10 protein-coding genes and 1 pseudogene are annotated in these 15,853 nt (G+C 38.5%); 3 read left to right on the top strand and 8 right to left on the bottom strand.

The window, feature by feature from the left end; translation table 11 throughout:
- Nucleotides 1-68: 68 nt before the first annotated feature.
- Nucleotides 69-587: a bifunctional 3-hydroxydecanoyl-ACP dehydratase/trans-2-decenoyl-ACP isomerase gene (gene fabA / locus H1X92_RS15170; protein ID WP_180560921.1), complete on the top strand. Its 519-nt coding sequence runs from the start codon at nucleotides 69-71 to the stop codon at nucleotides 585-587.
- 69 nt (nucleotides 588-656) lie between these two features.
- Here fabA and pqiC read toward each other — a convergent pair whose 3' ends face one another.
- The 5 genes from pqiC to rlmKL are packed head-to-tail and all read right to left on the bottom strand — an operon-like array spanning nucleotide 657 to nucleotide 8,204.
- Nucleotides 657-1,214 carry a membrane integrity-associated transporter subunit PqiC gene (gene pqiC, locus H1X92_RS15175; protein WP_180560922.1) on the bottom strand — a complete coding sequence of 186 codons (558 nt, stop codon included), beginning with the start codon at nucleotides 1,212-1,214 and terminating at the stop codon, nucleotides 657-659.
- The gene (gene pqiB, locus H1X92_RS15180; RefSeq protein ID WP_180560923.1) at nucleotides 1,214-2,851 is read right to left on the bottom strand and encodes an intermembrane transport protein PqiB; all 1,638 of its coding nucleotides are present in this window, start codon (nucleotides 2,849-2,851) and stop codon (nucleotides 1,214-1,216) included. Before pqiB ends, pqiC begins: the two co-directional genes overlap by 1 nt.
- Nucleotides 2,844-4,136, bottom strand: a complete 1,293-nt coding sequence (gene pqiA, locus H1X92_RS15185) for a membrane integrity-associated transporter subunit PqiA (RefSeq protein ID WP_180560924.1) — start codon at nucleotides 4,134-4,136, stop codon at nucleotides 2,844-2,846. The genes pqiB and pqiA overlap by 8 nt, the downstream gene beginning before the upstream one ends.
- Nucleotides 4,137-4,169: 33 nt before the next feature.
- Complete coding sequence (locus H1X92_RS15190) at nucleotides 4,170-6,083, bottom strand: ABC transporter ATP-binding protein (RefSeq protein WP_180560925.1); 1,914 nt, start codon at nucleotides 6,081-6,083, stop codon at nucleotides 4,170-4,172.
- A 3-nt stretch (nucleotides 6,084-6,086) separates the two neighbouring features.
- Nucleotides 6,087-8,204, bottom strand: a complete 2,118-nt coding sequence (gene rlmKL / locus H1X92_RS15195) for a bifunctional 23S rRNA (guanine(2069)-N(7))-methyltransferase RlmK/23S rRNA (guanine(2445)-N(2))-methyltransferase RlmL (RefSeq protein WP_180560926.1) — start codon at nucleotides 8,202-8,204, stop codon at nucleotides 6,087-6,089.
- 102 nt (nucleotides 8,205-8,306) lie between these two features.
- Here rlmKL and H1X92_RS15200 point away from each other — a divergent pair, with 102 nt between their 5' ends.
- Nucleotides 8,307-9,419 carry a YcbX family protein gene (locus H1X92_RS15200; RefSeq protein ID WP_180560927.1) on the top strand — a complete coding sequence of 371 codons (1,113 nt, stop codon included), beginning with the start codon at nucleotides 8,307-8,309 and terminating at the stop codon, nucleotides 9,417-9,419.
- Between the two features lie 112 nt (nucleotides 9,420-9,531).
- Here H1X92_RS15200 and H1X92_RS15205 read toward each other — a convergent pair whose 3' ends face one another.
- The 3 genes and pseudogenes from H1X92_RS15205 to pepN all read right to left on the bottom strand — a co-directional run bounded on the left by H1X92_RS15205 (nucleotide 9,532) and on the right by pepN (nucleotide 14,247).
- Nucleotides 9,532-10,080: a cell division protein ZapC gene (locus tag H1X92_RS15205; RefSeq protein ID WP_180560928.1), complete on the bottom strand. Its 549-nt coding sequence runs from the start codon at nucleotides 10,078-10,080 to the stop codon at nucleotides 9,532-9,534.
- 228 nt (nucleotides 10,081-10,308) lie between these two features.
- Nucleotides 10,309-11,319: a quinone-dependent dihydroorotate dehydrogenase gene (gene pyrD / locus H1X92_RS15210; RefSeq protein WP_180560929.1), complete on the bottom strand. Its 1,011-nt coding sequence runs from the start codon at nucleotides 11,317-11,319 to the stop codon at nucleotides 10,309-10,311.
- Nucleotides 11,320-11,625: 306 nt separating this feature from the next.
- A pseudogene (pepN, locus tag H1X92_RS15215) lies at nucleotides 11,626-14,247 on the bottom strand (aminopeptidase N).
- Nucleotides 14,248-14,585: 338 nt separating this feature from the next.
- Here pepN and pncB point away from each other — a divergent pair.
- Nucleotides 14,586-15,815, top strand: a complete 1,230-nt coding sequence (gene pncB, locus H1X92_RS15220; RefSeq protein ID WP_180560930.1) for a nicotinate phosphoribosyltransferase — start codon at nucleotides 14,586-14,588, stop codon at nucleotides 15,813-15,815.
- Nucleotides 15,816-15,853 lie beyond the last annotated feature (38 nt).

The raw sequence follows: 15,853 nt of genomic DNA on the forward strand, positions 1-15,853 counted from the left end.
GACTTGTTCAGCTTACAAGCGTACGCTATTCTTTAGCCTTATTATTTATAATAAGGCTATTTAGTATTATGGTTGATAAACACAGCTCCTATAGTAAAGAAGATTTAGATGCTTCCGGTAGAGGCGAACTTTTTGGCGAAAATGGACCGCCATTACCTTCCGGTAATATGCTAATGATGGATCGCATCATAAAAATGACCGAAACCGGCGGCAAGTTTGATAAAGGTTTTATTGAAGCCGAATTTGATATTAAACCTGATTTATGGTTTTTTAGCTGTCACTTTACCAATGATCCCGTTATGCCAGGCTGCTTAGGTTTGGATGCAATGTGGCAACTGGTCGGTTTCTACCTAGGATGGCTGGGTGGTAAAGGTAAAGGGCGAGCACTGGGTGTAGGTGAGGTCAAATTTACTGGGCAAGTTTTACCAACTGCTAAAAAAGTAACTTACCGTATCCATTTAAAACGTGTTATTAATCGAAAGTTAATTATGGGTGTGGCTGATGGTGAAGTCTTGGTTGATGATAAGTGTATTTACACAGCAAAAGATTTGAAAGTCGGTTTATTTCAAGATACTAGCAGCTTTTAAAGCCAAAGCTTTTTCGTCAAAACCCCTTCTGTTATCTAGTTGAAGGGGTAAATATATTATATTTTACTGTCAAGATTTTGGTAATTGGTTGGCAATAGATTGCCCAACCTGCGTCCAACCTCTTGCTAATGTTCTGACTAACGCCGGATAACCATTTTCATCTTGATCAAGTTGCAGATTAAAATCTCGCTTGATAATGCCTTTATCACTTTTATAAATCCAGTCTCCTTGGATAATCACCTTACCGTCATAGCGGCCATGAAAAGCAGTCAAGATGACATTAAGACTATCAGGTCTATTTTCTAATGGTTGAGCCGATACCAATCGATTAGGCAACGTTATCGATAACTCATTGACTAAATTTTGCATCAACTGTTGTTCCAACGGGCTTGCCCAGAGATGATTGGCTGCATTAACATAATTAACATCGCTAGTTTGATAAGTAATACCATTAGCCGCCAATATTCCAGACAGTTGCACTGTCTGTACCCATAACTGTTTTTGCGTTAGCAAATCACTTTTTTTAGTCTTTAAGCTCGGCGTCGTTGGTAATTGATAATAAGATTTTTCAATACCAGTACTACAACCGACAAGTAAAAAACAAACAATCCATGCCAAATATCTCATTATTTAGTCACCTTCTTCGGTTCTGGATCCTTCATCGGTTTTGCTTCAAAAATAAGCGCATTACTCTTATTATTTAATGTCTTAATCACGGGTTGAATATCTCTTAACACCTGATCAAGACGCTGCATATTACCGATCATTCTATTATAAGCTGGAGAACCTGGTTGCATACCTTGCATAACTCGATTCAATTCAAGCAACGTCTGTTGCAGATCAGCAGGAATATTTTGAAAATCTTTGCTAGTCATCAGTTTATTCAATTCAGATAAGGTACGTTGTGCTTCTCGAATAGTTTTCTGACTTTCTGCTAGCGTATTAGTCGCTTGACTTATCATAGGCTCAATCGGCATACGATTGATTTTATCCAATGCCTCAACCACTTTTTGCTGGATCTGTGATAATCCTGCACTAACCGTTGGGATAATATCGTAATCAGCCACTTTTAATGGTCCTTTCCATTGGCCTTTATCGGGATAGAAATCCAAATCGATATATAGTGCTCCGGTGATTAGGTTAGCTGATTTTAAAGCTGCTCTTAATCCTTGTCTTAAAGCCACCGCAAACTCTTTTTCTAGATCAATATCGCTACTGACACGACCTGGCTCAATATGAATTAAAACTGGAATACGAAATTCATTATCCAATTTTTGCCGCAATTTTTCAGAATCAAAGGGCACCTCCATCACTGTTCCTAAGCGAATTCCTCTAAATTCAACCGGCGCTCCAGGTTGTAATCCACGAACTGAATCAGTGAAAAATAGGACAAAATCTTTATGCACAGTATATAAAGAATTCTGAATACTTTTTTGATCTTCATAAAGTCTGAATAGGCTTTTATCTTCTACTCGCTTACCTGGTTGCCAGCCTTCCACAACATTAAAACTAACCCCACCACTAAATAGTGTGGTTAAAGAGCCCATCTCCAAACGAACACCTTGCGCTGACAAATCCAAAGCAATACCGCTATCTCGCCAAAATCGAACATTTTCCGTTACCAGTCCATCGTAAGGCGCATTAATAAAAAGCTGATAATGCATATTGCGGCTTTTAATATCAAACGAACTAGCTTCTACCGAACCAACACGATAACCATGAAACAGTACTGGTGCACCCATATTCAGCCTACCAGCCTGATCGCTGGTTAAAATCACTCGAATACCTTTAGCATCAGGTGAAGCTAATGGCGGCGAACCCAATAAGTCAAATTTATCAGCATGCTCTTCACTATTGCCAGGTTGTACTTCAATAAAAACACCAGAAAATAGCGTGCCTAATCCGGTTATTCCCTCCTTGCCAATAGCGGGTTTAACAATCCAAAATGCGGTATCTTTCTTTAACAGATCCCTCATGCCGTCATTTAAGCGTGCTTTAATAATTACACGCTTAAAGTTCTTATCAAGGGAAACATTCTCCACCAACCCTATATCCACACTACGACTTTTAAGTTTGGTTTTTCCTGCTTCTACGCCTTCTGCATTGTAAGTAATCAATTTGACTTGAGGGCCTAAATGACTAAAATAATAAATTAAGATCCAGGCACCAATAAATATGGTGATAATGGGAATGATCCAAATCGGTGACCAGCTTTTTAGTTTACTGATCTTTGCTTGCACATCAGTGTTATCTTTATTAGCCACCTTGCAACCCCTTTTCTAACCGAATTCTACTTTGCGATACAACATTACAACGATCCCAAGTTAAACGCGGATCAAAAGTCATGGCTGCAAACATAGTTAAAATTACAACAGCAGCAAACAAAATCGCCCCAATTGCTGGTGAAACGCTCATTAACCGACCCATTTGCACCAGTGACGACAATACAGCAATCACAAAAACATCAATCATTGACCAACGTCCAACCCATTCAACAAGTTCATAAATAAAGTGCATCCTCGCCGGATCCCGATTGCCATAACCCTTAGCATCAAGACATAACCAGCCTATAGCTAGTATTTTTAAGCTTGGTACCATAATGCTAGTAATGAAAATAATAATGGCGACCGGATAAGAACCATCACCCCATAATAAAATAACACCAGACATTATAGTAGAGTCTAGTCTACTGCCTAATGTATTGGTGACCATAATAGGTAAAACGTTTGCGGGAACATAGAGAATTAAAGAAGAGATTAATAACGCCACCGTATTTTGTAAACTATTAGGGCGCCTCACATAACCCTTAGCATGGCAACGAGGACAGTATTTGCGTTCGGCTGGTAAAATTGCCATACAGATATGACAGGATCTGACGCCTTGACTAATACCACTTTTACCTTCTTGCAGCGAGATTTCAAGCTTTGGCACTTCTCCTATCTGCTGCCATAACCAATAACGATCTAAACATTGAAATGCCCTAACTTGCAACAAACAAAAAAAACAGTAAGGAACAAAACTGATACCCAAGCTAATATCACCATAGGCCATTAGTTTAACAAAGCTAACCAACACACCGGCTAGTAAAATTTCTACCATGCACCAGGTTTTCATCTGAAATAACGTCCTGGCAAGATTTATTTTTAACCAAAGCGGCAGATTAACTTTTTGACATAATAAAATAATGGCAACCATGCAAAAAGCCGGTACCGCAATAACAAAAAGGATAAAAAACCAGCCAAGACTAGCATAATTTACGTCAAACATGGCATGGGCAATATTCAACAGTAAAATCTGACTTTCAATACCCATGACACTCATTTTAACGTAAGGAAATAAACCAGCAATAACTAACATTACTAATGCACTAATCGCAATTGCTGTTGGTTGATTAGCGGGATACTTCCACTTGGCAGATAAAACCGTATGACAACGTGGACAACTGGCTTTAGTACCTTGTTCTAAAACCGGTAATGCCACCAATAAATCGCATTGTGGGCAGAGTATCTTATTATGACAACTGTCATTAAGATGATTATGAGAGCACAACTTTTCTCTCCTCTATACAGGCATAATGCAAAATTATTGGCTATCCTTGAATGATTCTAATTCTTGCCAACGCTCAAATGTCATTTCCATTTCTGCTTCTTTCTCGGCTAACGTTTTTAATACTGATTCAGTAACAGCATGAGGCTGATTAAAAAATTCAGGGGCACTAACTTGAGATTGCAATATGGCAATTTCAGCTTCTAAGGCTTCTAGCCGTACCGGTAATTCTTCTAGTTCCCGCAATAAATGATAACTAATTTTATTACTTTTTCGTTTTGGCTGTTCTTTAGTTGTTTCTGCGTCCTTGATATTGGTTTTACTAGTAGTTGAATGCTGCGATAAAGAAACTTTTTGTTCACGCTGCGAAGAGGCGTCATAAAAACCCCCTACATAGCGCTCAACTTTACCATGATCTTCAAACATCCAGCACTCGGTTACGGTATTATCAACAAATTGACGATCATGGCTAACCAATAAAACTGTCCCTTTATAACTATCAACGAGCTCTTCCAATAGTTCAAGTGTTTCAATATCCAAATCGTTGGTTGGCTCATCAAGAATCAATAAGTTACTAGGTTTTAAAAACAAACGTGCCAATAATAATCTATTTTTTTCTCCACCGGAAAGGGCTCGTACCGGTGTCATTGCCCGTTTAGGATGAAATAAGAAATCTTGTAAATAGCCAAGGACATGACGCGACTGTCCATTAACCATCACTTCCTGTTTACCTTCAGCTAAATTATCCATCACTGTTTTATCGGGATCTAACGTTAATCTATGTTGATCAAAATAAGCAATCTCAAGTTTGGTACCGCGATAAATATTGCCGCTATCCGCCTCAAGTTGGCCTAACATCAATTTGAGCAATGTCGTCTTGCCACACCCATTGGGCCCGATTAATGCTATTTTATCGCCACGTTGTACTTGCACACTAAAATTATCAATTAACACTTTCTGACCAATACGATAATTGACATTTTCAAGCTCAAACACGAGCTTGCCAGAACGACTGGCATCAGAAACCTGCATCTTTGCTGTGCCAAGTACCTCACGCCGTTGCGAACGTTCCTGCCGTAAAGATTTTAATGCTCTTACTCTGCCTTCATTACGAGTACGGCGTGCTTTTATTCCCTGGCGGATCCAAATTTCTTCCTGCGCCAATTTGCGATCAAACTCAGCATTCTGTTGATCTTCTACTCGTAATGCTTCTTCCTTGTTAGTCAGATAATCGTCATAATCACCGGGCCAGGAAGCTAATTTACCCCGATCAAGATCAATGATGCGCGTTGCCATATGGCGAATAAAAGAGCGATCATGCGAGACAAACACGATACTACCTTGGAAATCTTTAAGAAAATTTTCTAACCACAAAATAGTAGTAATATCCAGATGATTGGTTGGTTCATCAAGAAAAAGCACGCGTGGCCCACAAACTAAGGCACGCGCCAACGCAGCTTTGCGTAACCAACCGCCGGACAAAGCAGATAACGGGCTATCAGCTGGTAGCTGCAATTGCTTAATCACATCATTAATTTGTGTATCGAGTAACCACAAATTATCGCGATCTAATATCTCTTGCAATTCCGCTAACCTATTAAGATTCTTTTCACTGGGATCTTGCTCCACCATTTTGGTTATTTTATGAAAGGACTTAATATAATTTGCCTGCTCTTTAGCACCTTCAGCGACAAAATCAAAAACCGTACCACCGGTATCACGCGGTGGATCTTGTTGTAAACGAGCTACTTGTAGATCCTGTTGATAAACGACCTGTCCATCATCAAGCGGTTGTTCTTTGGTCAATACCCGCATTAGAGTTGATTTGCCAGCACCATTACGACCAACCAGGCAGACCCTTTCATTATCTTCAATATGCAACTCTGTATTATCTAATAATGGTGCATCACTAAAAGCCAGATAGGCAGCTGACATATTAATTAATGACATAAATTACTTTTCCTCATCTGCATGACCAATCAACCAGCAGTTATGGATCTGGCGATTACGTATAAAATCAAGTGAAACAGTTTGCTGAGTGATTTCCTTGGCAGTTAATCCTAATTGAGTAATGCCTGACATATCCATTTTAAAACCACGCTTATTATTAGAAAATACAACTGTACCACCAGGACGCAACAAGCGCTTAATCTGCATCATTAAGTTGATATGATCGCGTTGCACATCAAAGGTAGTATTCATGCGTTTTGAATTGGAGAAAGTGGGTGGATCAATGAAAATCAAATCAAATTTATCTGTCGTCTGTGCTAACCAACCTAAACAATCGGCCTGAATAAGCCGATGTTGCCGTCCGGCTAATTGATTAGTTTGTAAATTTTTTTCTGCCCATTCTAAATAGGTACGCGACATATCAACGCTGGTGGTTGAACTTGCTCCACCAAGACCCGCGTGTACCGACGCTGACGCCGTGTACGCAAACAGATTCAAGAAATCTTTTCCTTTACTCATGTTGGCTAACATTTTACGCACCAAGCGATGATCTAAAAACAATCCTGTATCCAGATAATCGGTCAAATTTACCCATAATTGAGCATTATATTCATGGACTAATAAAAACTTACCCTGTTGGGATAATTTCTCATATTGTTGCTTGCCTGATTGACGCTGACGTGTTTTTAACACCAATTGGGTGGAAGTTAACGCTAATACCTTCATAGTTGCACTAATCACATCATACAGGCGTTGTTTTGCTTTATGGCTATCTATACTCTTTGGTGGAGCATACTCTTGAATAACAATATGTTCGCCATAACGATCAACGGCAACATTGTATTCAGGTAAATCAGCATCATAAATTCGATAACAATCAATTCCTTGTTGCTTCGCCCATTTATTAAGTTTTTTTTCATTTTTTTTCAATCTATTAGCAAAATCTTCGCCAACCATGGCCTGAACGCCAACTAATTTAGCGGATAAACGATAATTTTTTTGCAGGCAATTTAATGGTCCATTTTTAGCTTTAAATTCACGTTCTGCCCGCAGTCCTAAGCAAGCTAATAGTTCAGGCGAACCACTAAATAATGACAAATGCCAACCAGGAAAATGACTTTTTACTACCCTGCCCAATAGACTATAGAGTGCGATTAATGCCGGTTCACTTTGCAAACGCTCGCCATAGGGTGGATTGCTGATGATAAAACCCGTTTGGGCAAATGTTAATGGATTTTCCAACTTCGCCGCATCAGCATGTTGGAAATTTATTAAGGATTGAACACCCGCTTGTTTGGCATTCTTTTTGGCGACGGCTAAAATGTGGCGATCAATATCATAGCCATAAAAAAGTGCAGTAGCTTGCTGGATACCCGTTTGAAAACGTTTTTCCGCTTCAGCAATTACCTTAGCCCAAAGCGTAGCATTATAACCTGACCAATGCTGAAATCCCCAAACTTGACGTGCTAAACCAGGTGCACGATCACAAGCCATCATTGCAGCTTCAATTAAAAGTGTACCCGAACCACACATAGGATCGACCATTGGCGATCCAGGCTGCCAACCTGAGCGTAAGACAATCGCTGCGGCTAAATTCTCTTTGATAGGCGCTTGCCCTGCCAAACTACGATATCCACGGAGATGGAGCGGATCACCACTTAGATCTAACGATATTGTGGCATTATCTTTATTTAATTGGACGTTAATGCGTATATCGGGTTGTTGTTTAGCAATATTAGGCCGTTGATTCATTTTACGCTGGAAGCTATCGACAATAGCATCCTTCACTCGTAGCGCCCCATACTGGCTATTGCGGATAACTTGGTTGGTTCCATTAAAATAAACAGCAAAAGTATCATTAACGGTAAACAAATCTGGCCAAGCAATTGTTTGTGCGGCAAGATAGAGATCAAGATCATTAACAATCTGGCAACGAGCTAAGGGTAATAAAATTCTTGAGGCTAAACGACTCCATAATAGACTCAAATACATACCATGTTCGTCAATTTGAAAATGCACGCCACCGGGTGCAATATGACACTGCTTTGCGCCTAATACTTCTAATTCACTTTTAAGTAATTCTTCCAGTCCAAATGCCGTAGTAGCAAACAGAGCTTTCATATCGCTGTCACCTAAATAAAAAATTGCTGCACATTATAGCTAACCCTGTCGACATATCATAAAGTTACTAGCAAAATTATTGCGCTTAAACAGGAGTTAAGAATGATCCGGTTGTCTCGTCTTTATATCCATCCCGTTAAATCAATGAAAGGCATTCGTATGCCACAGGCCTATGCAGAAAATAGTGGCCTGGTTTTCGATCGCAATTTCATGGTTACCAATGATCAAGGTGGGTTTATTACTGCGCGGCAATATCCACAAATGCTGTTATTTAAGCCAATAATACTTGATAATGGTATCCAAATACAGGCACCTGATAATCAAACAGCAACTATTTTATATAAAGACTTTATTAATGATCCCTTGCCAACAGAAGTATGGGGAAATCATTTTACCTCCTTAGCCGCACCAGCAAAGATAAATCAATGGCTGTCGCAGTATTTTAGTTTTACCGTTCAATTAAGATGGTTAGGTGATATACCCAGCCGCCGAATAAAAAGATTTCCAACCATCCCGCTCTCATTTGCAGATGGCTATCCTTATCTTCTTATTAATCAAGCCTCATTTAAAGCAGTTCAACAATTATGCCCTGCTAAAATCAACATAGAACAATTTAGAGGCAATTTGATCATAATAGGTGCAGAAGCTTTTGCTGAAGATAGCTGGCAAACAATACAAATCGGTGAGGTTATTTTTGAACTGGTCAAACCTTGTAGCCGCTGCATTTTGACGACAGTAAACATTGATAATGGCGCGCAACATCCAACTGGAGAGCCGTTAACCACACTGCAAAATTTCCGCACTGACGAGAACGGAGAAATTGATTTTGGCCAAAATGCTATTGCCCAAAATAGCGGTCTGCTCCGCCTTGGTGATGTGGTAAAAATCTTAACTAAAAAACAGCCGAAGCAATATAAAAGCGTAAGATCAACCAAGTCGCAGATAATCAATCCAGAAAAGGAAACAACAGTATTAATCAATGTTAATGGCACAGAGTATTTAGCTAATAATCAAAGGGTTATTTTGGAGCAATTGGAAAAGCATGGCTTAAAAATTCCTTATTCATGCCGAGCAGGCATTTGTGGTTGTTGTAAAATGAAACTAATAGCAGGTGAAGTGATCCCATTAACAAAAACAGCAATCAAAGATGATGGAGTTATCTTAAGTTGCAGTTGCATTCCTAAAACAAATATTAAATTATTATTATTAAACTAATCCTTATCCATCATTCGTCATCAATGAATGATGGATATTACTATTGGTTAAAAGATGCTTTGTAATTTAGTTATTATATAAACCTTGAATATTGATTAATTCAGGTTATGTTTTATGAAACGGCCCTTTCATATATTAAACTACTGGCTGGTGGTTGATAAATCATTAAGCGATTATTCATAATCTTAATTGGGTCACAAAACCTCATTAACCGATCTTTCAATACTAATCTAGGTTCGATTAGTAAACATAAGCTGGCATATTTGCCTGCTTCTGCCACTAAAAACAACGCTTGCTGTCCACTATCTTCAATATGAACCTGAACAACATCCCCTAACACCAAATCATCATGGCAATTTACTGGCAAAAAATACCAGCTTCTAGGCATCTGCGGCTTTAAAAAACGAAAAGCAACTAATGCATTTAAAATTAATTCCGCACTATGCTCATTAGAAAGTGATAACTTTTGCACCTGTTCTTCAATACAATGGTATAACCCCGCATCATCAATATTGAAAGTCATTTCTCCATAAGCAGATGCAACCAACATTTTTGCTGGAAAACATGAACGAAATAACATTCCATTAGCTAAATCTAACATCATCCTTTCATGTTCATCATCGTAATACCAGCGCCACTGATTATTGGGTTTTATTTTCATTTATCACCCCTCAATCTGATCACTCTATTTACTAGCTTAAAATCCATACTAATTAGAATTAAGATAAAAAAGTATTGCTATAAAATAAATAATAGAAATAATAAAAAAAATTTCGAGTTTTTATGTAAAGATATTCAAAGAAGATCCTGAATTTAATAAATTATCAGATTACAAACAAATATTAATAAATAAAAAAAACTGCTTACTTTTTTATGCTCTAAATAAAGATTAAATATAATTAACAATATTTTTAATTAATTTAGGTCCGTGATAAATAAACCCAGAATAAACTTGTAATAATGATGCTCCTGCAGCCAATTTTTCTCTGGCCGCAACCAAAGAATCAATTCCACCTGCACCAATAATAGGTATCTGCCCTTTTAATTCTTTTGTCAATAAACGAACAATTTCAGTACTTTTTAATTGCACAGGTCGGCCGCTTAAACCGCCCGCTTCCTCTGAATATCTTAATCCTTTCACTAAATTCCGATCTAAAGTCGTATTGGTCGCTACAACACCATCAATCTGGTGACGAATTAAACTATCGCTAATTTGAATAATCTCTTCTTCTGTTAAATCAGGCGCAATTTTTACTACCACAGGAACATACTTTTGCTGTTGTTCGGCTAACAAGTGTTGTTTATTTTTAATTGACCGCAATAGATCATCCAATGCTTCACCATATTGTAATAATCTTAAATCGGGCGTATTCGGTGAAGAAATATTGACCGCAATATAACCTGCATAAGGATAAATTTTTTCCATGCAAATTAAATAATCCTCTTTACCCTGTTCAATCGGCGTATCTTTATTTTTGCCAATGTTAATGCCAATAATGCCGTCGTATTTGGCTTTTTTAACATTCTCAACCAAGTTATCAACACCTAGATTATTAAAACCCATGCGATTGATCAGTCCCTCAGCTTCAACCAGGCGAAATAGCCGAGGCTTTTCATTACCAGGCTGGGGACGAGGTGTGACCGTTCCTATTTCTACGAAACCAAATCCCATTGCACCAAAAGCATCAATACATTCACCATCTTTATCAAGACCGGCCGCTAATCCCAATGGATTTTTAAATGTTAGTCCCATGCAAGTCGTAGGTTTAAAATTGACCGACTGCCGGATCATAAACCGGAGCGGTGAATGCATGATGTATTTAAGCTGTCGGAAGGTGATTTCATGGGCTTGTTCAGGATTTAAACGAAATAGCGCCTTGCGGATAAGGGGATAAAACATTAGCTGTACCTTTTTTTGATAGATAATGTAAATTATTTAGTCGTAGAAACCATTTGCCGCTTTTTACTCTATAAAACAGTCTACTGCTAAATTTATCAGTAAACTCAAATGGTATGTACAGATGATCATGATAATTTAAATATGCCTAATATGACACTGCTTTTTGTCATTTAAGTTTTCAAAAATAATAGGTAAAAGCAAACTGATAGATATCCCCCCCAAATAATCTTGCAAAAGAAGGGATATCTTATTTGACTAATCGTTTTGATTAAGGAAAACGTTAGTAGCTTAGCAAAAAATAAAAGGCTATTGCTTTTCCAACGCCTTAGTAATTTTTTCAAATAGATCAGCACAAAGATCGGTTAATCCTTGCAACTGTTTTAACGCCTGATACATCCGATTTTGCCGTGTTTCGTCATAGCGCTTTAGACGAATCAATGGTTCAATTAAACGCGAAGCAACTTGCGGATTGCTGCTATTTAAAATAGTTAACATTTCCACTAAAAATTGATAGCCAGTGCCGTCTTCGGCATGAAATGCCGAAGGATTTTGTGCAACAAAAGTCCCAATCAGTGCACGTACTCGATTAGGATTTTCCATGCTAAATGTTGGATGAGTCAGCAAAGAACGTACGGTTGTCAGAACATTTTTAGCTGGACTGCTAGCATGCAGCATAAACCATTTATCCATTGTCAAACCATCATGGCGCCAGCGCTGTTCAAACTCTGCCATAAGCTGTTGACTACTTGGTAATTGTGCCGCCACTGCTGCATTTAATGCCGCCATCGCATCAGTCATATTATTAGCCTGATAATACTGCTCGGATACATACTTATCCGCTTGGGGCTTATTATGGCCAAAAGCCAGATAAAATAAGCATCTATTTCGCAAGGAACGTTTGGCAATATCCCCATGATCAATCCGATACTCAGTCACTTTATTAGCATGATAAACGGTAACAAATTCCGCCGTCATTGCAGTGGCAAATTTTTGGCTAATAAAGTTAATAACATCGTGAATGGCTATCGGATCGATGATCTCAAACCACTCGGCGACTTCATTTTCTGAAGGCAAAGTAAATAGTTGTGCTTTTAAAGCCGGATCACAGGCTTTATCAAGTAAAACCGCTCAGAATGCATCAATAATATGCAACGGTAATATTAATTCTTGCCGCTGCTGTAGGCGTGCCACATTTTGTTTAATATAAATTGCTAGTAGCGATTGCGCCGCATCCCAACGAGCAAACTCATTACTAGCATATTGCATCAATAATGCTAATTGCTCATCTGTGTATGAATAATCCAATTTCACCGGTGCGGAAAACTCACGCAGTAATGAAGGTATTGGCCGTGAATTAACTTGATCAAAAATAAAAGTCTGTTGTGCCTTAACTACATTAAGCACTGAGTGTACAGCGTGACCATTATATTGTAATGGAATAACATTACCTTCTGTATCATACAGCTCAATATCTAGTGGTATATGTAAGGGTAATTTTTCTGCTTGATCTGCCGTTGGCGCTGTGGTTTGGCTAATATGCAGTAAATATTGCTGCTTATCCGCTAAATATTCATCTCTGACCGTCACTAAAGGTGTACCCGATTGGCTATACCAACGACAAAATAGCGTCAGAGAGATATTAGAGGCATCTTGCATAGCTTGGACGAAATCATCACAGGTTGCTGCACTACCATCATGACGAGCAGTATAGAGTTTCATACCCGCCTGAAACCGCTCCTCACCTAACAGAGTATGCAACATTCGAATAACTTCCGCCCCTTTTTCATAAACGGTCAAAGTATAGAAATTATTCATTTCAATTACTTTTTCCGGCCGAATAGGATGCGCCATTGGACTGGCATCTTCAGCAAATTGGTGCGCGCGCATCAGCCGAACATTTTCAATCCGATTTACGGAACGAGAACCCATATCCGAACTAAACTCTTGATCACGAAAAACCGTTAAACCTTCCTTAAGACTTAATTGAAACCAATCACGGCAAGTAATACGATTACCCGTCCAATTATGAAAATATTCATGACCGATCACCGCTTCAATATTCAGATAGTCCTTATCCGTTGCCGTTTCTGTTTTTGCTAACACATATTTAGCATTAAAAATATTGAGTCCCTTATTCTCCATGGCTCCCATATTAAAGAAATCAACGGCAACAATCATATAGATGTCTAAATCATATTCGTAACCAAAACGTGTCTCATCCCACCGCATGGCATTTTTCAACGACACCATTGCCCAGTCGGCACGATCAAGATTACCCTTATCGACAAAAAGAGCTAACGTTACATTACGGCCACTTTGACTAACAAAATTATCGTATAGAACGTCAAAATCACCTGCTACCAGGGCGAAAAGATAACTCGGCTTAGGAAACGGATCTTGCCATTTTACCCAATGACGGCCATCTTTTTTTTCTCCTTTATCAATTTGATTGCCATTAGAAAGCAAATAAGGATAACGGCTTTTATCAGCGGTAATAGAAGTAGTAAAACGCGCTAATACATCTGGTCGATCTAAATAATAGGTAATATGACGGAAACCTTCTGCCTCACACTGAGTGCAAAGGACATCAGCTGACACATAAAGCCCCTCTAGCGCGGTATTTTTTACTGGGTTTATTTCATTAACGATCTTAAGAACAAAACTATCTGGCACTGACTCAATAATCAGTTTCCCAGCCTCTTCACGATAGTCGCTCCACGGTTTATCATCAATATGGATCGTGTGCAAAATCAAGTTTTCACCATCGAGTATCAGCCGATTAGCTTGTAAATTTAATCGTTTTACGTGGCTAATAGCGGTAACGATAGTTGTTGCCGGATCAAGCTGAAAATCTAATTCAATATCTGTAATGGTATAATCAGGCGCCTGGTAATCCTGACGATATTTCTCTTGTCGCTGTTGCGTCATAGTAAATTTTTACCTGTATCAATTATTCTAATGTCTCAATGTGGTCAATTATTTGGCAAAAATGATATCTTAAAACTTGTTTCTTTTGATCATAAATCATTTACCTATGATTAATGTTCAAGCTTGCCAGTCCTGTTTAATGGGTTATTTATTGCGGCAAAAAGCGCTGCCAATATAAAAATAAGTTGATAATATCAAATAGATGATTAGAATTTTTTATAACTACGCCAGAAATATATATACAACAGCCTTCACTCTTACTAGCATCAACAGGTATACTCTGGCATATTTTATCTTTAAGTCGAGAGTAATGCTTCCGCGAGGAAAGCTAACGCATTATGAATTTAGATGCACCACCTATCATTACATCACTACTAGATACTGATGCTTATAAACTGCATATGCAACAAGCCGTTTTTCATCGTTATAACCATGTGTCAGTAGTGGCAGAATTTCGTTGCCGTAGTGATGAGCGACTTGGTAACTATGCCCAAGCTGTACGCCAACAAATAGATTTAATGGCACACGTTGCATTAACACCAACTGAATACCACTATCTGCAAGGTCTGCCTTTTTTTAAAACAGATTATCTCGATTGGTTGAAGGATTTTCGCTTCAATCCCACGCAGGTTAACGTTTATACCACACCAGAAAATCAATTAGCACTCAGAATTAGTGGCCCATGGCGTGAAGTCATTCTTTGGGAAGTCCCTCTATTAGCCTTAATCAGCGAACTGGTTCATCGCTCCCGCTCGCCCAATGTAACAGCCGAAGATGCCATTGAACAGTTACATAAATTGATTAAGCATTTTTACCAAGACGCAAAAATGCAAAATATCGATTTAGCAAACTTCAAATTAATGGATTTTGGCACTCGTCGGCGTTTTTCTCGTACAGTGCAATCCGCTATTGTTAATGAACTAAAAAACCATTTTCCTTATTTTTCTGGCACTAGTAATTATAAATTAGCCGAACAACTACAACTCAGACCGGTGGGTACCCAAGCTCATGAGTGGTTTCAAGCTCATCAACAAATTAGTACTGAACTGGCTAATAGCCAACGCGTTGCGCTGCAAAGTTGGCTAAATGAATATCCCGATCAACTAGGCATTGCACTAACAGATTGTATTACGATGGATGCTTTCCTACGTGACTTCGATATTAACTTTGCTAATCGTTATCAAGGATTACGGCATGACTCGGGAGATCCGTTAGAATGGGGTGAAAAAGCAATTCGTCATTATAAAAAATTGGCCATCGATCCGATGAGTAAAACCCTGGTTTTTTCAGATAACCTTGACCTACAAAAAGCGTTGATCCTTTATAAACATTTTTATAAACGTATTAATCTTATTTTTGGTATTGGAACCCGGTTAACCTGCAATATTCCTCGGGTAAAACCACTTAATATTGTGATTAAATTAGTGGAATGTAATGGTAAGCCAGTAGCTAAGTTGTCTGATAGCCCAGGAAAAACTATCTGTGATGACGATGAATTTGTCGATCGCTTGAAAAAAGCCTTTGATATTCCCAATATAACTAAGCAGGTTAATGACAAACCTAACTGATTATTATGGCAAGCTATTTTGTTAATTGGCGCATCAAG

The sequence above is a fragment of the Arsenophonus endosymbiont of Apis mellifera genome (assembly GCF_903968575.1).
Lineage (GTDB): Bacteria > Pseudomonadota > Gammaproteobacteria > Enterobacterales > Enterobacteriaceae > Arsenophonus > Arsenophonus apicola.

Bases quoted from the DNA above. Each gene is read 5' to 3' on its own strand.
- H1X92_RS15200 (WP_180560927.1), top strand. From the start codon at position 8,307: ATGATCCGGTTGTCTCGTCTTTATATCCATCCCGTTAAATCAATGAAA.
- H1X92_RS15190 (WP_180560925.1), bottom strand. From the start codon at position 6,083: ATGTCATTAATTAATATGTCAGCTGCCTATCTGGCTTTTAGTGATGCA.
- pqiC (WP_180560922.1), bottom strand. From the start codon at position 1,214: ATGAGATATTTGGCATGGATTGTTTGTTTTTTACTTGTCGGTTGTAGT.
- pyrD (WP_180560929.1), bottom strand. From the start codon at position 11,319: ATGTTTTATCCCCTTATCCGCAAGGCGCTATTTCGTTTAAATCCTGAA.
- fabA (WP_180560921.1), top strand. From the start codon at position 69: ATGGTTGATAAACACAGCTCCTATAGTAAAGAAGATTTAGATGCTTCC.
- rlmKL (WP_180560926.1), bottom strand. From the start codon at position 8,204: ATGAAAGCTCTGTTTGCTACTACGGCATTTGGACTGGAAGAATTACTT.
- pncB (WP_180560930.1), top strand. From the start codon at position 14,586: ATGAATTTAGATGCACCACCTATCATTACATCACTACTAGATACTGAT.
- H1X92_RS15205 (WP_180560928.1), bottom strand. From the start codon at position 10,080: ATGAAAATAAAACCCAATAATCAGTGGCGCTGGTATTACGATGATGAA.